Origin of the sequence: uncultured Kiloniella sp. (assembly GCF_937128705.1) — a bacterium.
Lineage (GTDB): Bacteria > Pseudomonadota > Alphaproteobacteria > Kiloniellales > Kiloniellaceae > Kiloniella.
On record NZ_CAKZMP010000194.1, the window covers coordinates 1 to 19,669 of the forward strand.

Annotated in this window: 18 protein-coding genes and 1 tRNA gene; 13 read left to right on the top strand and 6 right to left on the bottom strand. The window is 46.5% G+C overall.

The window, feature by feature from the left end; genetic code table 11:
* From cobA to Q0241_RS10505, 5 genes are all read left to right on the top strand, one after another.
* On the top strand, window positions 1-756 hold a 756-nt coding region (cobA, locus tag Q0241_RS10485), incomplete at its 5' end, for a uroporphyrinogen-III C-methyltransferase (protein WP_299377101.1).
* Window positions 753-2,117, top strand: coding sequence for a cobyrinate a,c-diamide synthase (locus Q0241_RS10490; RefSeq protein WP_366941168.1), 1,365 nt, complete (start codon window positions 753-755; stop codon window positions 2,115-2,117). The genes cobA and Q0241_RS10490, both read left to right, overlap by 4 nt.
* Before the next feature lie 103 nt (window positions 2,118-2,220).
* Entirely contained in the window at window positions 2,221-3,609 is a 1,389-nt protein-coding gene (locus tag Q0241_RS10495) for an alpha/beta fold hydrolase (RefSeq protein ID WP_299377103.1), read from the top strand.
* A 291-nt stretch (window positions 3,610-3,900) separates the two neighbouring features.
* Window positions 3,901-5,055, top strand: coding sequence for a tRNA 2-thiouridine(34) synthase MnmA (gene mnmA / locus Q0241_RS10500; RefSeq protein ID WP_299377105.1), 1,155 nt, complete (start codon window positions 3,901-3,903; stop codon window positions 5,053-5,055).
* A gap of 141 nt (window positions 5,056-5,196) precedes the next feature.
* Complete coding sequence (locus Q0241_RS10505; protein ID WP_299377107.1) at window positions 5,197-6,375, top strand: crosslink repair DNA glycosylase YcaQ family protein; 1,179 nt, start codon at window positions 5,197-5,199, stop codon at window positions 6,373-6,375.
* Between the two features lie 37 nt (window positions 6,376-6,412).
* Here the strand turns inward: Q0241_RS10505 and Q0241_RS10510 are convergent, their stop codons facing one another.
* Window positions 6,413-6,916, bottom strand: a complete 504-nt coding sequence (locus Q0241_RS10510) for a DUF6653 family protein (RefSeq protein WP_366941169.1) — start codon at window positions 6,914-6,916, stop codon at window positions 6,413-6,415.
* 280 nt (window positions 6,917-7,196) lie between these two features.
* On the opposite strand from Q0241_RS10510, the gene Q0241_RS10515 reads away from it, so the two are divergent.
* From Q0241_RS10515 to Q0241_RS10535, 5 genes are all read left to right on the top strand, one after another.
* A tRNA-Met gene (locus Q0241_RS10515) sits at window positions 7,197-7,273 on the top strand.
* A 167-nt stretch (window positions 7,274-7,440) separates the two neighbouring features.
* Entirely contained in the window at window positions 7,441-8,406 is a 966-nt protein-coding gene (locus Q0241_RS10520) for a Gfo/Idh/MocA family oxidoreductase (RefSeq protein WP_299377111.1), read from the top strand.
* A gap of 39 nt (window positions 8,407-8,445) precedes the next feature.
* Window positions 8,446-8,811, top strand: a complete 366-nt coding sequence (locus Q0241_RS10525; protein ID WP_299377113.1) for a hypothetical protein — start codon at window positions 8,446-8,448, stop codon at window positions 8,809-8,811.
* A 228-nt stretch (window positions 8,812-9,039) separates the two neighbouring features.
* Window positions 9,040-9,831, top strand: a complete 792-nt coding sequence (locus tag Q0241_RS10530; protein ID WP_299377115.1) for a DUF3142 domain-containing protein — start codon at window positions 9,040-9,042, stop codon at window positions 9,829-9,831.
* Window positions 9,761-12,091: a hypothetical protein gene (locus tag Q0241_RS10535; RefSeq protein ID WP_299377117.1), complete on the top strand. Its 2,331-nt coding sequence runs from the start codon at window positions 9,761-9,763 to the stop codon at window positions 12,089-12,091. Before Q0241_RS10530 ends, Q0241_RS10535 begins: the two co-directional genes overlap by 71 nt.
* Before the next feature lie 57 nt (window positions 12,092-12,148).
* Here Q0241_RS10535 and Q0241_RS10540 read toward each other — a convergent pair whose 3' ends face one another.
* Genes Q0241_RS10540 through Q0241_RS10550 form a run of 3 tightly spaced genes read right to left on the bottom strand, consistent with a single transcriptional unit; the run spans window position 12,149 to window position 14,768 of the window.
* Window positions 12,149-12,982, bottom strand: a complete 834-nt coding sequence (locus Q0241_RS10540; protein ID WP_299377119.1) for an alkaline phosphatase family protein — start codon at window positions 12,980-12,982, stop codon at window positions 12,149-12,151.
* A 26-nt stretch (window positions 12,983-13,008) separates the two neighbouring features.
* Window positions 13,009-13,605 carry an HD domain-containing protein gene (locus Q0241_RS10545; RefSeq protein WP_299377121.1) on the bottom strand — a complete coding sequence of 199 codons (597 nt, stop codon included), beginning with the start codon at window positions 13,603-13,605 and terminating at the stop codon, window positions 13,009-13,011.
* Entirely contained in the window at window positions 13,602-14,768 is a 1,167-nt protein-coding gene (locus tag Q0241_RS10550) for a gamma-butyrobetaine dioxygenase (protein ID WP_299377123.1), read from the bottom strand. The genes Q0241_RS10545 and Q0241_RS10550 overlap by 4 nt, the downstream gene beginning before the upstream one ends.
* Window positions 14,769-14,888: 120 nt before the next feature.
* Here Q0241_RS10550 and Q0241_RS10555 point away from each other — a divergent pair, with 120 nt between their 5' ends.
* The gene (locus tag Q0241_RS10555) at window positions 14,889-15,755 is read left to right on the top strand and encodes a LysR family transcriptional regulator (RefSeq protein WP_299377125.1); all 867 of its coding nucleotides are present in this window, start codon (window positions 14,889-14,891) and stop codon (window positions 15,753-15,755) included.
* 36 nt (window positions 15,756-15,791) lie between these two features.
* Here Q0241_RS10555 and Q0241_RS10560 read toward each other — a convergent pair whose 3' ends face one another.
* On the bottom strand, window positions 15,792-17,177 hold the full coding sequence (locus Q0241_RS10560) for a multicopper oxidase family protein (RefSeq protein WP_299377127.1): 1,386 nt from the start codon (window positions 17,175-17,177) through the stop codon (window positions 15,792-15,794).
* 326 nt (window positions 17,178-17,503) lie between these two features.
* Here Q0241_RS10560 and Q0241_RS10565 point away from each other — a divergent pair, with 326 nt between their 5' ends.
* Complete coding sequence (locus Q0241_RS10565) at window positions 17,504-18,631, top strand: Xaa-Pro peptidase family protein (RefSeq protein WP_299377129.1); 1,128 nt, start codon at window positions 17,504-17,506, stop codon at window positions 18,629-18,631.
* A gap of 68 nt (window positions 18,632-18,699) precedes the next feature.
* Entirely contained in the window at window positions 18,700-19,464 is a 765-nt protein-coding gene (locus tag Q0241_RS10570) for an aspartate/glutamate racemase family protein (RefSeq protein WP_299377131.1), read from the top strand.
* Between the two features lie 11 nt (window positions 19,465-19,475).
* Here Q0241_RS10570 and Q0241_RS10575 read toward each other — a convergent pair.
* Window positions 19,476-19,669, bottom strand: a 194-nt coding sequence (locus tag Q0241_RS10575; protein WP_299377133.1) for a D-aminoacyl-tRNA deacylase, incomplete at its 5' end; no start/stop codon positions are given.

A 19,669-nucleotide genomic window follows, 5' to 3' on the forward strand; every position in this document is an offset into this window, starting at 1 on the left:
TATGGGTTGCATGCCCTGCGATCTGCCGATGTTCTGATATATGATGCGCTGGTCGGCGAAGATATCCTGAAGATGGCCCGTGAAGGCTGTGAGCTTGAATATGCTGGTAAACGGGGCGGTAAACCATCATCAAAGCAGGCTGACATTTCGCAACGTCTTATCCAGTTGGCAAAGGAAGGTAAGAGAGTCCTGCGTCTGAAAGGCGGCGACCCCTTTGTGTTCGGTAGAGGGGGCGAGGAAGCTCTGGCGTTGGTAGAGGCAAATGTTCCATTCCGTGTTGTTCCGGGTATCTCTAGCGGTATTGGTGGTCTGGCGTATGCCGGCATTCCTGTTACCCACCGCGATTGTAATTCTGCGGTGACGTTTCTGACGGGACATAATGCGAGCGGTATCGTACCGGATAACATTAATTGGGAAGGTCTTGCACAGGGATCACCTGTTATTGTGATCTATATGGCCATCAAACATCTGGGTGATATCGCTCAAAAGCTAATGGCCCATGGTCGGCCTGCTGATGAACCCGTCGGCATTGTCAGCCGAGCGTCGACCCCGTCGCAAGAAGTCTTGGAAACCAGCTTGGGACGCTGTGTCGAAGACGTCGCCAAAAGCGGTATTGAACCGCCAGCACTTGTCGTGATTGGTGAAGTTGTGCGCTTGCGTTCAGGCCTTGACTGGATGGGGGCAATGAACGGTAGAGTCTTGACGTCTGATCCGCTCAATCTATCTGCAAATATTGATAAGGTTGCGAACGCTTGATCGCCAAGGACAGTGCCGAAAGTTCAAAACAGCAAAACGCTTCTATAAATTCAGAGGCCCCTAAGGGACTGATTATTGCGGCTCCTTCTTCAGGAAGTGGCAAGACCACGCTGACCTTGGCATTGTTGCGTTATTTTAAAAACAATAATCTGCGTGTTGGCCCGGCAAAGGTTGGGCCGGATTATATCGATCCGGCTTATCACACAGCAGCAGCGGGACACCCCTGTTTCAACCTTGATCCTTGGGCCATGCGGCAAGCGAGTCTGGCTTCTATCATTGCGCATAGCGGGCATGATGTTGATGTGATCTTGGCCGAAGGGGTTATGGGGCTTTTTGACGGAGCGGCCGGTGGGGCGGGATCAACCGCTGAATTGGCAAAGAAAACCGGATGGCCTGTTATCCTTGTGATTGATGTGAAGGGTATGTCTGCCTCGGCAGCGGCCATCTTGCATGGGTTTGCTTCTCTTGATCCCGAGGTCACTGTTGGCGGGGTCATTTTTAACAGAGTCGGTTCGCCGCGACATGCAGAGTTGCTGAAAGAAGCTTGTGAGCCGCTTGGAATTCCGGTCCTCGGATATTTGAAGCGGCAGGATGATTTGGTTTTGCCAAACAGGCATCTTGGCTTGGTGCAGGCAATTGAGCATAGCAAGCTTGATGGCTATCTCGACAAAGCGGCAGAGCAGGTTGGCTGGGATGTACGTTGTGAAGAGCTACTAAAGCAGGCTCGCCCATCAATACTTTCACATAATGATCTACACAGTTTTGTACCCCCTATAGGGCAAAGAATCGCAATCGCACAGGATGTTGCTTTTTCTTTTATCTATCCGGCTCTTCTGGAAGGTTGGAAAAAAGCAGGTGCTGAGCTGAGCTTTTTCTCCCCCTTGGCTGATGAAAAACCATGTACTGAAGCTGATGCGATTTATCTACCCGGTGGGTACCCCGAACTACATGTGGGCCAGCTGGGCGCAAACCAGATTTTCTTAAAAAGTCTTCGTCAGGCTGCAAATAATAGCAAAACGATTTATGGGGAATGTGGCGGTTACATGCTTCTCGGCATGGGACTTATTGATAACCGTGGGGATCATCACGAACTTGCGGGGCTTTTGCCTGTCGAGACGTCTTTTGCTGTACGGCGACGGTCGCTGGGATATCGAGATGTTACAACCCTCAAAAACACAGCTCTTGGTGATAAAGGTTCAACCTTTAAGGCCCATGAGTTTCACTATTCTACTGTTGTTGGGGATGAAGGTGATACCCCCTTGTTTGATGTCAGGGATGCGGCGGGTCAAAAAAAGGGGCAGGTTGGCTGTGTAAGCGGATCTGTTATGGGATCTTATATCCATCTCATTGATCAATACTGAGTGAGTAGGGTTTAAGTTCTTAATAGAAGGTAAAACTGTGTTATTATGCTTCTGAGGGGGATGTGTGCTTACCAAAGCCACAAGCTCGAGAGGAATGTACTAAGTGCAAATAAACAGAGAACGTTTTCATAGTTCTGCTCAGTGTTTGCCCCCACCCCAGACTTACCCGATGATCAGAGGGACTATCGGTCGATACCTTGCTCGTCCTTGGTTCGACGCTTTGGCGCTTCGCTTGATTGTTAAGTACCTTTTCCCTCTTACCCGTGTTTTACAAACCGCGATCACAAGCGATGGGGATGCCAGCAGGCTGGTCGATGATCTGGGGCTAAAACATGGATTACCAGATGACTGTGACAGGGCCCTTACCGAAGTATGTATTCGTCATCACGTCGCAAACTCTGCCTTTGAGCGGTGGAAAATTGTTATGTTTGGCGATGGCCTGAGTATCGCAGGGCGTGTTTTTGCAGAACGGCGGCGACAGGAAACACAACAAAGGTTGTTAGAGGCATCCCTGTTTTTTAAGGAAATTCGCAAAGAAGTTGCGCCTGTACGATGGCAACTACCAACCCCAAAAGAGTTTTTTGGGGCCTTTGGAGATTATCTCGATGATTTAGAACATTTTTATCGTCCGCCCCAAAAATTACCTGCTGTTCGCTCTTCACATTCTATTCATGGTGTTTATGGTCGTGAATACTGGTTGCGTTATGATTCAGAATTTGGTGCTGAAAACTGGGTGCGGTGCTATGAACCTCTAACGGGGTTAAATCCGTCGGCACCGACGATTATTTTTTTGCAAGGTCTGGGTGTCGAGCAGGATTGCTTTCAAGATCGGGAAGATCCTGTTTGTGCGCTGACAGAGGCAGGGTTTCGCGTTTTACGTATTCAACAACCCGGTCATGGGTTCCGCAAAACACCCGGATTTTATGCCGGAGAACAGATTTTCAGTGAAGGCCCTATGGGGCTGATCAAGCTCTACAGGCAATGGATCTCAGATATTTCTGTGTTAATGAACTGGGTGCGCCAGCAACGCGGCGGGCCAGTTGTTCTGGGCGGCGTAAGTCTGGGGGCGTTGACAGCACAGCTTTATTCAAGTGTTGCCTGGAATTGGCATAATGATTTGAAACCTGACGCGTTACTCTTAATTGGCACCAGTGGAAATGTTCTGGATGTATTTCTCAAGGGATGTTTGACACAGGCGCTGGGCATACCCAAAAAACTACATGAACTTGGTTGGCGTGAATCTGACTATGTGAAATGCTTGCCATTTGTACAGCCAACAGGTCACTCGGTTGTTCCGCCGGAAAAAGTAATCTTTATGCTTGGGCAGGCAGATAAGCTGACCCCTTATAAAGGAGGGCTGGATCTTGCTAATCGCTGGCGGGTTCCCCCGGAGAATAGATTCCTCAGAAGTGGTAAGGGCCATTTTTCCCTGTTGATAGACCTTATTCGCGATCCTATTGTCTTGAGGCGTTTGTGTGAAGTCACGTCGTAGTTAACGCATGGATTGGCTTAATTTGTGGTTCAATTACACATGCAATTCCGACACAGGTGGTCTGTGAGGCGGGGCATTAACAAATTCATTGTTATCTGTTATGTTGCCTGAAATTTGTACTGTAGTTGAACTTTTCAAATTTTATCGATGATGGTGGCGGGTAATAAGTACTGACTAATTCAGGCTTGATTACCTTACGGGATGGTCTTACATAGCCACTAAACAAACAGGCTTTGGCGGCTGGCGCCAAAGTAAGTTTACTGAAGTAAGTTATACGAGATAAGCGAACCCATGAATTCTCTTGGTATAGATAAAGAACCTAAAGATACACGCGTTGTCGTTGCCATGTCTGGTGGTGTCGATAGTTCTGTTGTTGCGTGTATATTGAAAGAAGAAGGTTATGACGTTATCGGCGTTACCCTTCAACTCTATGACCATGGAATTGCGTTGGAAAAAAGCGGTGCTTGTTGTGCCGGGCAAGATATTTATGATGCCCGTACGGTGGCTGATCGTTATGGCTTTCCGCACTATATTCTCGATTACGAATCACGTTTTAAACAGGATGTGATGGAAGATTTCGCAGACAGCTATATGCGCGGCGAAACGCCCATTCCCTGTGTGCGTTGTAATCAGAAAGTCAAGTTTAAAGACATGCTGGCGATGGCCAAGGACCTCGGCGCGGATGTGATGGCAACGGGCCATTATGTTCAGCGGATCGAAGGTCCCAATGGTCCAGAACTTCATCGGGCTTTTGACGATACAAAAGACCAGACCTATTTCCTTTTCACGACGACCGAAGATCAGCTGGATTTTCTACGGTTCCCTCTCGGCGGTTTGCCGAAAACGGAAACCCGGAAAATTGCAGAACGTATGGGGCTATCCGTTGCCGATAAGCCCGATAGTCAGGATATTTGCTTTGTGCCGGATGGATCTTATGCCCGTGTGGTAGAACGTCTGCGTCCCGGTGCTTTGGACAAGGGGGATATCGTTCACCTTGATGGCACCGTTCTGGGACAGCATGACGGAATTATCAACTACACAGTCGGGCAACGTCGCGGCATCGGTGTTGGTGGTACCAGTGATCCAATTTATGTTATTCGTCTGGACGCTGAGAAGAAGCAGGTTATCGTTGGCCCCAAAGAAGCGCTTTCCCGTGATGTTGTTCTTGTGAATGAGCTAAACTGGTTGGCAGAACCTCTGAACGACCGGGGGCGCGAAGTCACTGTTAAGCTTCGGTCGGCATCAAAGCCAACCTCTGCCACCGTTTACCCGGAAGGGCAGGGGCTAGGTATGGGCGGCGCACGTGTTGTGTTGCATGACCCGCTTTATGGTATTTCGCCGGGGCAGGCTGCTGTTTTCTATGATGGTGATCGTGTTCTGGGCGGTGGCTGGATCGTTTCTACCGAAAAGCAGGTTCTGGACGAAAAAGCGCAGGGTGCGGCTTAATATTTAAGCCCGCAAGTTTATTTCTTTCTGGAATTACGATTTTGTTCCTGTTACGTTCTTGTAAGTGTTTCTTTTCACATTTTACAGAAATAGCAGCGCATGGTCCCTCAGATAAGTAATTCTCAAGCCCGACGGTTGTTTATGAAACAGCAGGGTTTATGCGATAACCCTGCCACGAAACAAACGAAAACTCAGTTACTCAACCTGATAGAGCGTATGGGGTTTGTGCAGATCGACAGTATCAATACTGTTGAGCGTGCGCATCATATGATCCTCTTTTCGCGAAACCAGACCTATCAAAAAAAACACTTTGATCAGCTTTTGGAAACAGATCGATCCCTGTTTGAAAACTGGACACATGATGCATCGGTCATCCCGATGATCTTTTACCCCTATTGGAAATATCGCTTTGGTCGCACAGAAGCATACTTGCTGGACCGATGGCGCAAGTGGCGGCGGGAAGGGTTCGAAGAAAGCTTTCGAACAGTCCTAGAGCATATTCGCGAGCACGGGCCGACGCGCTCCCGAGATATGAAAAAGCCGGAAAGTGGTCCGGGTAAGGGAGATGCGAACAAGAAAAATCAGGGTTGGTGGGACTGGCATCCATCCAAGACTGCTTTAGAATTCCTGTGGCGTACGGGGGCATTATCTGTTGATCGTCGTGATGGATTTCAAAAAGTTTATGACGTTACAGATAGAATTATTCCATCAGAAGTTCTTTGCCAAGATATTGACCATGAAAGCTTTGTCGACTGGTCGTGCCGTTCAGCAATGGAAAAACTTGGTTTTGCGACGCCGGGTGAACTGGCTGCTTTTTGGGATGGGATAAAACCAGCCGAAGCCAAAGTCTGGTGCGAAGAGAAGCTTGGTAAGGAACTTGTCGAGGTTGAGGTATTATCTGCTGATGGTAGTAAGCCACGTAAAGTCTATGCTTTTGAGGGCATCTTAAGTCAGCTAGATGATTTGCCGACAGCTCCGAAACGTGTGAGAGTACTTAGTCCTTTCGATCCTTTGATCCGTGATAGAAAGCGTACCGAACGTCTTTTCGATTTCCATTATCGTATCGAGGTTTTCGTACCCGAAGCAAAACGCCAATACGGCTACTATGTTTTCCCTTTGCTTGAAGGTGAAAACCTCATTGGACGTATTGATATGAAACGCCAGGGAACAGAGTTGTTTGTCAAAGGTCTATGGTTTGAGCCCAAAGTGCGTGTCAGTAAAGGACGGCTCAACGCGCTTACATCTGAGCTAGAGAGGATTACACGCTTTGTTGGTTGTGAAAGTTTAATTTTTGCGGATGATTATCTGAAGTCAGGTTAACAGAATTACTGTACGTTTGGTTTGCAGGAAAAAAGACTTAATGAATCCACTCTGCAAGCTTTGGGTTTATTTCTATGGCGTCATTAAAAAGCCAGACCATACGATCACAGAACCACATCTTTCCAATGGTCATGGCAAAGCCAAAAAACATGGTTGGCCAGAATAAATTCAAGTAGGCGGTGATAAGGCCGCCGAAAAATCCAACCCCTGCCATGATGCTTAACGCGCGTGTTTGCGATCTGTGCATGTCGAGTAGTTCGTCCAGCCCATCAAAGGGAACTTCCTTTAGCCATATACGTTCGCCAAAGGTGACTTGCGATGCCCAAAAATCAGTGTGCCGGGGTTTGGGAAATATACGGGGGTTGAGATACATCCAAAAGGCGAAGAGAAACAAAAGAAAACCGGCCACGGGCCACCCCCATGCTTCATGAGACCAGATCGCCGGGAATATCAGCCACCCTGTAGCAATACGTGTCCATCCTGATAAAGGGTTGGCGTGGTGTTCCCACGTATTTTGCGACATTTTGAAGATGTTTCGCATGGTATGGCTCAGCTATGGCTTTATTCTTTATGTCAGAAAGGGCGATAGGTGAGATTAGTGGGCTGTGAAGCCTGATACAAGCCAATATTATACCGACTTTCATCCGTTATCTTTTAGGTTCAACACAGATTGAGAGTGGGGAAGGGGAGATGAATTTTCAAAAAAAAGAAAAAGCGGATGACTCCGCTATTGACAGTTTTGTGTCATGGCATTATCACCCCTCTTACAGCGCGGATGGTTGACGAATCAGTTAATCGTCACAGCACTGTGAAAGCCTTATGGCGGAGTAGCTCAGCTGGTTAGAGCAGCGGAATCATAATCCGCGTGTCGGGGGTTCAAGTCCCTCCTCCGCTACCAATTCAGAAAGCCTCAGCAAAACTGCTGGGGCTTTTTTTGATTCTTGGATGATTCAGCAAATTTTAAACTGGTCAAACCAATTTTTGTGACGCATTATCTGTCATCTTTCAAAATGAACTTCTGGTTCAGATTAGCTCTTGGTTTTAGATTAGAGGCGGGATAGAGAAATGGCGTTGGGTATTGGTTTCATTGGGTTGGGCATCATGGGAAACCGCATGCTGACAAATATGTCGGTGCATGGTGAATTTAACTTGGCTGCGGCTTGGGATCCCAGTGAAGCTGCTCGGTCCGATGCTCAGACAAACTATCCTTCTCTGGATGTTGTTAGAACTGTCGAAGAAGTTATCAAACACAGAGATGTTGATGTGGTTTATATTGCCAGTCCACCTGCATCCCACCGGGATTATGCTTTGGCTGCTGCGGCGGCTGGAAAAGCGGTTTTCTGTGAAAAGCCACTTGGGATCGACGTGGAACAGTCACAGGAAATGGTTGCGGCTTTTGAACAAAAGGCCGTTTTAAACGCTGTTAATTACCCGCTGGCGAACTCTCCGGCCGCTGATTTGATCAAGGCTGATATTGACGCTGGTAAGTTAGGGGCGATTACGTCTGTCGATATTCGCCTGCATTTTGCTCCTTGGCCACGTGAATGGCAACAGGATGCAACCTGGTTGTCGCAACGAACAGAAGGCGGTTTTGTTCGGGAAGTAGGATCGCATTTTATTTATTTAACCGAACGCCTTTTGGGGACTGCTGAGTTATTGAATACCTGTGCAATCTATCCTGAAGACGATATTTCTTGCGAGACAAATGTACAGGCCCAATTGGCCTGCGATAACGTGCCTGTTTCCTTTCACGCCAGTGCAGGCGGGGTTGGCCCCGATGTCGTCGAGTTTACTGTTTGGGGAGAGAAAAAATCCTATCGATTGACGATGTGGGATCAGCTCTATTCAACAACGGGCGGCGAATGGAAACGAGAACTTTCTGAAATTGATGACGCAAGACAACACGGTTATATGCGTGGATTGGATAATCTTGTTGCATGGAAAGAAGGCAGACAGTATTCAATGGCGAGCTTTGCTGATGCTCTTTCAGTTCAGGAAAAGGTGGAAGCAATTCTGTCGGGTGAATTTTAGGAAGGCCTGATACAATGGTCTGTTGTTGAGTGTAGATGGATGTCTGATTATACTTTTTATGTAGGTCATTTACGTTTTATTGCCAATCGGACCGGACGGGTGAATGAAGAGGTCACCAGGATGATGGATATTCTGGATGATATCGCTACCCAAATTGAAGCAAAATCGGCCTTTAAACTCAAGGCGCAGGATCTCCGTTTGGGATCTCGTGCTTTGGCGGGAGTTGCTGGATTTCTTCAGAAACAAATTTTACCAGAGGTTGTCGCAGCTCAGAATGAAGTCGGCGAAAAGCAGGTGCGATGGGTCATTGATACGTCGATGGCTTTTACATCCAAAATTCTGATGCATGCTGAAATCACCAGTGACAAGGATGATCTTGAACTGAATCTTCCAAAAGCCCCCTAAAAGATCACCTGTCAAATTAATCAATTGACGAGAATAAATTTAGAGCTAAAGGGACCTTCGTTCTTTTGCTACAAAATTGTTGTCGGATGACATGAAAATAATTGTATTTATTCTGTGTCTTCTTTGCGAAGTGACTGCCCAAGTCGTTTCTTAAGCTTGTCTGGCCATATGCCTTTTGTGTTAATCTGGCATGGAGTGGTGAATAGCAAGTGATAGGCTGATAGTTTTATGGGGCTGATAGGTTGGGGCAAAACAAGGGGAATACAGTCAGGTATATTCCTCCTTTGGGTCTTCTTGGCTTTATCGCCTGTACACGCACAAAATTTGATTTTCGATCACTGGGTTTGGGCCGGTCAGTCGCAGAGCGATAGAGATCAGCATCAACAAAAATTTATAAGTGATTGCGAGGCGTTGAAGCTATCCTGCGAAGCAGGCGGGGCCCGGGTTCTTGTTCGTTCCTGGGGGCATGACGCTGATCAAAAATCAACGCTACATCAAAGCCCGAAATACTTTCAGGACACTGAAAAGCTAATTCTGACATATCGTATGGAAAACCATGTGAATAGCAGGGAAGTGTCCGCTTTTATAAATCGTGATGTGAATATTTGGAAACGTGCAGGTCGAAACATTATCGGGGTTGAAATTGACTATGATAGCCCATCTTCCAAACTTGATGAATATCGGGTTTGGTTATTGGATATTAAAAAGAGAATTCCTGCTGATATATCCGTTCGGATAACAGGTTTACCCACCTGGTTTGAAGATAATCGACAAGGTGCAAGAACGTTGGCAACGGCAGTATCGGAAATTTCTTTGATGTTTTATCGTCAAAAACAAACACCGATAACAGGTCATCTTCTTGATGCCATAAAAAAAGTACATAACATCAGATACGGTTTCCTCTGTGATGATAACAGATGGCTAAGTCTTTATAAGGAGCAAAAGAAATATGGGACGTTTCGCATGGCAATTTTCATTACTGCTGAGTGTCATGTTGATCGCGAGCTTGCTCCCTCGTGAACTTGAGGCAGGTGGTGGTCCTCCTTGTCAGCAGCCTATAGCATCGCGTTATTGTTCATCAACCCAGCTCAATATGCTTGTCCCACAAAAGGGGCGTGCGAAGGTATTTCTGGAACAACTGATCCGGGGCTATCGCCCTGAGTTACTTGAGAGTATTGACGGGTCTGATGACGAACTTGAAATTTCCAAGGGTATTCGGGATTTCCACAAAACCTATCGTATTGAGGAGCTTACATCTAAAGAGCTGGGTGCCTTTGTTCGTAAAGAGAACGAAGAATTTTTTGCCAAGGGGGACTATCTTACCCAAGCTTATTGTTACAGCGGGGGCAATTTCTCAAACCTTCATAGCTATTATATGGGCTTGAAAAGTAGCGATCTGGGTCAAGATGAAATCAGACATCTGGCTATGATGCGCCTGGCCCTTGTACAAGATTGCCTTTTCAATCTTGATGACTACTTGAAAACCTCTCAGACATTTCAGGGGCATGTAAGAAAAGAACAGGGTTTATATAAAAACTGGTCCCAATACATCGAAGCCGCCGCTTTTTATCACGATGGCTTTTTTCCAGAAGCAGCAGAGCTTTTTGCAATGATCGCGCTAGAGGAAAAGAACGAAGGTCGTGAGACCGGATGGTTAATTGAAACTGCACGTTATATGGAAGTTCTGGCCCTGTTTCATAATGGACGAGAGGGGCAGGAAAAGGTTTTCTTGCCCGCGATCTTCAATAGTTTTACCGAAGCGTTCCTGACCGATTTTCCTCAATCAGAATACCGACGTCATGTCGAAGATATGGAAATTGGCATTTGGTTACATTACGGAGATCGGGATCGTTATTACACAAAACTTCTGGACGAAATTGCGGGCAAGCAGTTACTGACAAGTGATGATGATCAAACAGATCAACTTGATCATCTCGCGATAAATGCCTTGCGCTCCAATATTGATGAAATCGCAATACGGCCACTGAAACACCGTAATGGTATCACGCTTTTAGCTTCACTTCTTTCAAAGTCGCAAGATGCTTCCAAATCAGAAGAACTGGAAGGGCTGTGTTCTCAGATAGAGATGGTTACTTCCGGTGAGTATGATGAAATTGAAACCTATAGCGAGATGGTTTGCGATTATTTGCTCAAAGGAAAAGAACCTTCGAGTAATGCGTATAAAAACACACCACTTTACAGTCATGCTCAAGCCTTTGTGGCCGTGGTTAACTTGGAAGGAGGAAAGTTTGAGAGCGCTGGAATGCAAATCAACGATATCGCCGTAGGTAACGCGACCTCGCTTGAAGATCTTTTTGCTCTACGAAGTAAACAGCTTGAAGTGCGGCTAAAGGACAAAACACCGCTGGCTTTTATTCTGGAGGATGCCATTCAGAATGATAACTTTAATGATGATGGGCAGTTTTCGGAACTTACCATATTGGACACTGTCCTTTATGAGCAGATATCCCGTTATTTCCTAAGTACAAATGATTTTATCTCTGCTCTATCAGGTACAGATAATCCCTTGTTGAAGTTTGCTCTGATCCGTCCACATTTGGACGAGGCAATGATTCAAGAAGATTGGCAAGGGGCAGCCCTGCTTTCCAAAAGATTGGATTGGGAAGCTGTTTTAAAGGCTGGAGCACTGGATAAATCAAGCAAGCTACGGGACGAAGTACAGCTCTATGCCGATCTTGAACAAGACTTGGAAACACTTTCTTTGGGACAGTATAGAGGGCGGGAGCGGGCCAAGGCGTTGTCTGACGTTGCCTATTTTCTATATAAGAATCATATCGCGCCGCGCTGTAGCTATGCACGTAGCAAGCTGATCAATCGTTATCTTGAAAACTGCCAACCTGTTTATGTGCACTTAGCTGGGGAAGGTGTCTGGGCGGAAAATAAAACGACTGATCAGCCAAGATCACCAATTGAAATGTTTACAGAGGCCCTTGATCTCTATGGTAAGGAAAAAGAAACGATTGCTGAGCAAGCCCGGTTACTTCGGATCATGATATTTTGTGCCAAGGGTGCAAAAAACGTTAGTTATTGTTTACGCTGGAAGAATATTCCCAAGAAGCAATTTCAGAACTGGTTTGAAACACTGGCTGTGAAGTACCCAAAATCGGAACGTGTTAAATACTGGTATTATGATCTTCCGTTTTATTCTGGTGTTTATACGAACAGTGATGGAGAAAAGCTGGATCAGGAGTATTGGTACGAAGAAGATGCTTATCTTGGTTATCTGGATGGTGGTCCTTACGGTTTGAGTACTCATTAATTCTGGTTATTAATCTGGGCTATTAATCTTGAATAAGCATCTTCTTTATACAGTTCGTTATCCCTGTAGGAGAGGCTTGTGCTTCATGTTATCGGGAATATCGGCACCAATCCGCGAGAGGATTGTTGGGGCTATGGCCAGCTGATCCAATAGCTGATCTTTTTCTGGAACCTTCGCGGTACCAAAATAATAAAAGGGAACATGGCGCATGATTTCCTCGTTACCGCCGTGATGACCATCAGCATTCATACCATGATCGGCTGTAACAAAAATATCGTATCCTGCTTCTAACCAGATCGGTATTGTCCGGGCCAGCGCGTTATCAATGTGCCAAGTTTGAATGCGGTATTGCGCAGAGTCCGCAGTATATTTATGACCAAGACTGTCAACCGATGAGCTATGTAACAGGACATAATCCGGCGTATGACGACGAACGAGGCGGGTTGCCTGTGCACAGAGATCAATTTCTGCGGGGGCACAGATGTTTGCGGCAGAATAACCTTCCATTGAATAGAAGCGCCCATACTGGATTGCCTTTGTCTCATCCTCCACTTCAACATGCTCAACAGGATCATAAGGTCCGTTATAGAGTGTGTGGAAATAGGAATGGGCAACAGCAGCTGTGCTATGTCCGGCCTGATGTAAGTGGTCAAAGACATTTGGAACGATTGAACGTCGTAGAGCTTCGTTACCGCTGACACCATGATCAAGTGGCGACAGGCCGGTGTGAATAGTTTCATACATTGCCGCTGAAATAGTTGGTAAAGCTGTGCGCATTTTCCAGCGATGCGCTCTACCCAATTCAACCATTCCCTCCAGATAACCACACTGGGAAAGGGCGGTGTCGTACCCAACACCGTCCATGATGACAAGAATTACTTTATTGGACATATCGTTTTAACCTGTTTGGGGCTTCGTCACTTTGCACCAGCACAAAAGCTATCAACAACGCGCTGAAGAATAGGTGCGTAGTGTTCATAGGGCGGTGTTGTGACGGCAGGGTTTTTGCCCTCATCATCCCAATAGCGCACTTGAATGATTTCTTTCAGATGTGGATTTTTCTCAAGCTCTTGCATCTCAGCCTCACTCATTGGTCCGCCCTGAAGATTAAGAGTGTGGATAGAGGCGTCTGACAGGCGTGAAAAATAAGCTTCGTCTTTTGCACAGAGGTACCTTTTGGCCGCCACGTGTTGGCGAACACATTCAGTGATCACGGCTGGAAAGAATTTTTCCAATACGGCAGCACCGGCTTCGTCGTGATGATTGTTGATACCTTTTTCGAGGGCATCGTCAGGAAACTCGTTGGTGTAATGTCCGATATCATGCAACAGCGCGGCGGCTATCAAAGCATCGTTCGCCCCTGCTTTTTCTGCGAGCTGCGCACCTTGAAGCATGTGTTCGGACATTGTTACATCTTCACCCAGATAAGAGTCTGCGCCACGACGGTGGAAAATATCGCCAATGAAATCAACAATGTTTTCATTGGTCAGTGTCTGGAATTTATCGTCACTCATTGGGCTGCCTCCTGCGTTTTTATTTTGGCTTTTATAGATGCGCGTGTTGATAGCAGACCGTCTTTGTCTGCGTAACATCCTTGCAGCCAGCGGGTCCCTGCGCCTGAAAAGCCTTTTCTTGCATGCATAACACGGGTGTTATCTACGATGAAAAGATCCCCCGGTTTCATCATAAAGCTGACTTCCATTTCTGGGCGTTCAATTATCTCAGCATATTTACGATAGGCAGTGTAGAACGCATCCATCTGTTTAAACGGAATATCAGTAAAGGGAGCGGAGGAGCGGTTGTTGAAGCGGATCGACAGCATTTCTCCGTCCGGGCCGAGCTCAATTGTCGGGCGCTTTGATTGCAGTTTTACATCGTCACTTCCCGCGTATTCAAAGCGTACAGGAAAACTGGCGAGTAGCTCAAAGCTTTCAGGTGATTCCTGGCGCAGGACTTCAGCAGCTTTGAAGCCGTCAACGACAATAGAATCTCCTCCATCAGCGGAGTTTTCCATACAAGAGAGTAATTGAAGTGTTGGAACCGGATCGCGGTATGGGTTGTCGGTATGAGCTTGTAATCCCAATCCTGTGTAAGCGAGATTGACAGGGTTCACTTCTGATCTGACTTCAAAGAAACGACCATAGTTTGTTTCTCTTACGTAGCCAAAAAGCTCTGCAACATCGCAAAGGGTGCCACTTTCAAGCGGCAGATCAGTCATAATGGCAAATCCATAAGCTTCAACAGCTTCGAGCCAATTGCCAAATTCAGTTCCCTTCTGTTGGGCTGTGGCATAATCAACAGTTGGAATTCCGAAAGAATTGGTGAGACTGGAATCCCATGTTTTAACGCGGTTGCTGACCCACCCCTTATTTGTGGAATGAGTTCGGTCGTAGGCATGTTCCTTTAACCAGTCCCCGGAGAAAACAACGGTTTTGTTCTCGGGGTGAAAAGTGATCTCAAGGGAACCTTGGGCATCTACCGATGCGTCTGAAATATAGGTGTCAGCAGGCAAATCCAGAATGGTGATAAGCCTTTGGCCGTTCCCTTCTGATCGCGTGGCGGCATCTAGGGCATTATCCCTGAGCCAGAGCGCATGAAAACGGGCAGACGATCCGTCATGCCAGGTTGCTTGCAAGACCTTGCCGTCATTCAGAATGACTGTGGTATCCAATTTCATTTTATCTCTCCAAGACAGAATTTTTATAATTGACTGGATTAGTCCAGTTATAAGGAATAAAAACAATCAATATAATACGACCCTATGACCTAAGTATTTTTATGGCTGTGGAGTAAGCTATTGGCATCATTGCCTCCTTTGGATTGGTTGCGAACATTCGAAACCTCGGCCCGTCATGAAAATTTCACAGAAGCTGGTGTTGAACTCGGCTTGACACAAGCAGCCGTTAGCCAACAGATCAGAAAGCTCGAAGCTCATCTTGGCGTGATTTTGTTTCATCGTTTGGCAAGGGGCGTTGAGTTGACGGCAGAGGGAGATGCCTATCTTCCATCCGTTCGATCATCACTCCATGCTTTGGCTAGATCGACTGAAGATCTGTTCGGTAAGAAGGGGGCTAAAGTTATTACAATCGCTTGCCCGGCATCAATAGCATCTTTGTGGCTGGTGCCTAGATTGCCTTGGATCAGCGAAGCGCGGCCCAATGTTACCCTTTCCATTGCGTCTATACATCGTCCAGCAGACTATGAAGCAATCAATGCTGATATTGAGATAAGGTTTGGCGCTGGGAACTGGGATGGGAAAGTTGCAACGCACCTTTTTTCCGAGGTCTTGTCCCCAATATGCGCGCCGCAATTACTAGAAGGCACCAAGGAAGGTACGTGGCAAAATTTGCCATGCATTAGGTTGGCTGGTCGTAGGAGTGGTTGGTCTGAATGGGCAATTGAAGCAAAGATTTCTCCGCCTCGGAAAACAGCCATTCGTTTTGATAGCTTTATTACTGCATTGGATGCAGCAAAAGCAGGTGTTGGTGTGTTGCTGGCATCACTCCCGTTAAGTGAAGGTGCTTTATCCCGAGGCGAAGTGGTTCGCTTGTCCCCCATAGAACTTGCGATGCCCAGTGGAAACTGGCTTGTTAGAAAGGAAGCAGGGCAAATGAGAGCTGATGTTGAAGAGGTCTGTCGGCTTATTTCTCACGCTGTTCTTTAAGTCATTTTATTTAGGGCGCGAATGTCCCTGAGAGTCTTAAGTTATTCGGATAAAACTACTCATTCCTGTCTTTTGATGCTCGATAATATGGCAGTGCAGAAGCCAGTCACCTAGGTTGTCGGCGACAAAAGCGACGTCCATACGTTCATCGGGTAGGACGAGGGCTGTATCCGTGACAAAGGGATCAATCTGTCGTTTGTTGGAATTGAGCAGGGTGAAGGAAAGTCCATGCAGATGGATCGGATGTGTATGGGGTGTTCTGTTCCTAAAGCTAAAGATATAACTTTTTCCCAGTTTTAGCTCTGCAAGTGGTTCCATTGGATCTGGGGAAACACCCAGCCATGCTTTTCGATTGATGGCCCAAAAGGAAAAGCCAATTGTGCCACAAAATCCGTTTTTCGGTGCTGATTCTGCAGTTGCTGTAAACTCGAAAGGAATGTGCTCTGCATTTTTAAGATCAGGAATTGGCACAGGGTTGCGTGGCAACGGCTTGAGGTCACGTATATCGCGTTTCAAGGATGATCCCTGTGACCGCAAAGTCGCAACCGTCCAGGCTTTTGATGAAGAAGCATTGACCAGTTTGACTTCTTTGCCTTCTTCGTCGGGCATTCTAATGGCGACATCAATGCGCTGCCCCGGGCCAACGGCCTGATGATCTAGCGGGAAATGTTTTGGCACAGGATAACCATCTAGGGCTATGACGGTTGCGTCTGCGCCCTCTGTTTTTAATTTGAATATCCGGGTTACATCGCTGACCACTGTCCGTAAGCGGATAATCCCGCCGCTGGGAACATTGTAAACCGGGTTTTCTTCCCAGTTGGTGGTTTTCACTGTCCCGAAGGTACCGGCCCGGGCACTTTTTCTGGCTTTGTACAGGTTAATGAACTGACCATCTGACCCCAGACGCCAGTCACGTAAGTTTAGGGTTACATCGGCGTCAAAATCGGGTGTCTCTTTTTCATCAACGACCAATACCCCTGTAAGCCCATAGCTCATTTGTTCTAAGGTGTTACAGTGAGGGTGATACCAGTAAGTCCCAGCATCAGGTGGCGTGAAGATATAGTCAAACGTTTCGTTTTCATAAACGTAGGGCTGCGTCACAAAAGGCACACCGTCCATGGCATTGGGTAATCGCAAACCATGCCAGTGAATTGTTGTTGGTTCCGGTAGCTTGTTTTCCAGACGTACATGGAAAGGTTGCCCCTGTTTCGCACGAAGTATGGGGGCAGGGCCCGATGCATTGTATGAAAACACATTTTTTGTTGGATGGTGCCTCAGAATATTCTGTTCAATTATTCTCGGCTTTAAAACGAGATCGGGTGTCGCGTTTGCCTTTGACGCTAGCAATCCAAATGACCCGCCGCCAATGGCTGCGGAACCTGTGGCTAAACCAGCTTTTAAAAAATGTCTTCTGTTCAGCATTGTATTCTTAAATCTTTAAAAGAGATGATCTGTGAATAGGAATTAATATCAATTAAGCAGTAATCCCATACGAACGGGAAGTCAAAGAGCCTGAATGTCGCATTTGAACGGCTGTCTTTGTCAGAATCGGTTGAGAGCTTTGTGTTTGTTCTGGAATATGAGAGGTGATTAAATTCAGGCTTTAGTAAGTGGAATAGTATTATATTCTTCATAATTCTGTTCAAAGATGAGTAAATTAGTATCTGAGCAATTACTAAACTGTGATTTCTGAATTGTTTCTTTGCTTAAGAGCATATTCAAAAGACCTCTCGTTTCAGGAAATCTACATGAGTGATTTTGATTTAGTTGAGTACCAGACACGCCTGTCTCTTGCTCAAAAGGCAATGTCTGAAAATAAGCTTGATGCGTTGGTTTTCTGTACAGAAGCAGAGATTCGATATTTCTCAGGATTCCGAACACTTTTCTGGCAAAGTCCAACGCGGCCTTGGTTCCTCGTGCTTCCTCAAAAGGGCGAGCCAATAGCTGTTATTCCGGCCATTGGTGCAGACTTGATGCAAAAGACATGGGTGAAAGATATTCGAACATGGTCTTCACCCCATCCCACGGATGATGGCATTAGTCTTTTGACGAAAGCCCTTAACAATTATTCTCGTATTGGCTGGCCGATGGGGCCTGAGACCAGTTTGCGTATGCCTGTCCGTGATTTTGATGAGCTACGTTCATCCTGTGGGGCAGAATTTATTGACTGCACCGATCTTCTTAAAGCTTTGAGAATGGTAAAATCAGAGGCCGAACTGAAAATTCTCAAGAGTATCTGTGATATTGGGAGTTCTGCTTTCGCCAGAGCAGGGGAGCTTTTCTCTCCGGGACAGGCTCTGGATGATGTTTTTCGACAATTCAAAATTGCTCTTTTAGAAGAAGGAGCCGAGGATGTTCCCTATCTTGTCGGTGCGGCAGGACAGGGTGGCTATGGTGATGTTATCTCTCCGCCAACAGATACACAGTTGAGAGACGGTGACGTTCTAATGTTGGATACGGGGGCAACATTAAAGGGGTATTTCTGTGATTTTGATCGAAATTTTGCCATTACTCGTGCTGATGATAGGGCAAAGCGTAGCTATGAGAAGCTGTGGCACGCAACAGAAGCGGGGCTGAAACATGCCAGATCAGGAACACGTTGTTCTGATTTGTTTAACGTGATGCATCAATCTATGGGTGGAGGCTCTTCTGATGTCGGGCGCTATGGTCATGGACTTGGTATGCAGCTGACAGAGTGGCCATCTATTTATGCGCATGACCACACAATCCTCAAACCCGGAATGGCCATGACATTAGAACCGAGTATAGAAGTTTCGGATGGAAAAATTATGGTCCATGAAGAAAATATTCTGATTACGGAGGATGCGCCTGTGTTGTTAACGCAACGGGCCGCCCCTGAGTTGCCTGTTATCTAAGGAAGAAGGCGACCCTTTTCTGGGTATTTAAAGCAGAGATACTTAAAAAATAGGTTTAGGATTGCGTAATGAAACTGGATTTTGCGCTTGATCAAGGGAATGAAGCCAAAGCTTGCCTTGGTCTGATCGTTCTTCAGGCAGATGAAACACTTGAGAATGAATTCCGGCATGCTATTGGAGGCTTTGATGTTTCCCTATTCCATTCCCGTATCGCGAGCCATCCTTCAGTAACCAAAGATACCTTGATTAAAATGGCAGAGGATATGCCTACTGCGGCGGGTTTGCTCCCCCAGAGTACAAGGTTTGATGTAATGGCTTATGCTTGTACATCAGGGACAACAATTATTGGGCCAGCACAGGTGGCAGCTAAAATACATACACAACATCCGAGAGTACCTGTAACGGAACCTATTACGGCAGTTGTCATGGCTTGCCGGGCGTTGCAGATAAAGAAGTTAGGCTTTTTAACGCCTTATGTTCCCGAAGTATCAAGTGCGATGAGGACATTGTTGGAAGAATACGGACTTGAAATTGCAAATTTTGGGTCCTTCGAACAAGCTCAGGAGAAGGTTGTTTCCAAAATAGCTGAAGTATCCACGTTGGATGCTATTGTGCGGCTCGGGGAAAAGCCTGAGTGTGAGGGCGTTTTCGTTTCCTGCACCAATCTACGTACATTCGGGATATTAGAAGAAGCAGAACAAATACTCGGTAAACCTGTTGTTTCAAGTAATCTTGCTCTTGTTTGGCATATGTTGAGGCTCGCTGGCGTTAAAGGACAAGGTACTGCGCCCGGGAAGCTGTTTGCGAAAGGCCTTGCCCCAATTTTGGAGTAAGACCTTTTAATTCAGGCGTTGTCTTTTGAGTCCATAACAATTGACACAGGTCCGTCGTTAAGTAACCTGACATCCATATGCGCGCCAAAAATCCCCTTTTCTACGGTAAGGCCTTCATTTTTTAGAGCACGACAGAAAAATTCATAAAGTCGCTCACCTTCCGCGGGTGTGGCTGCGGCAGAGAAACCCGGTCGGTTTCCTTTTT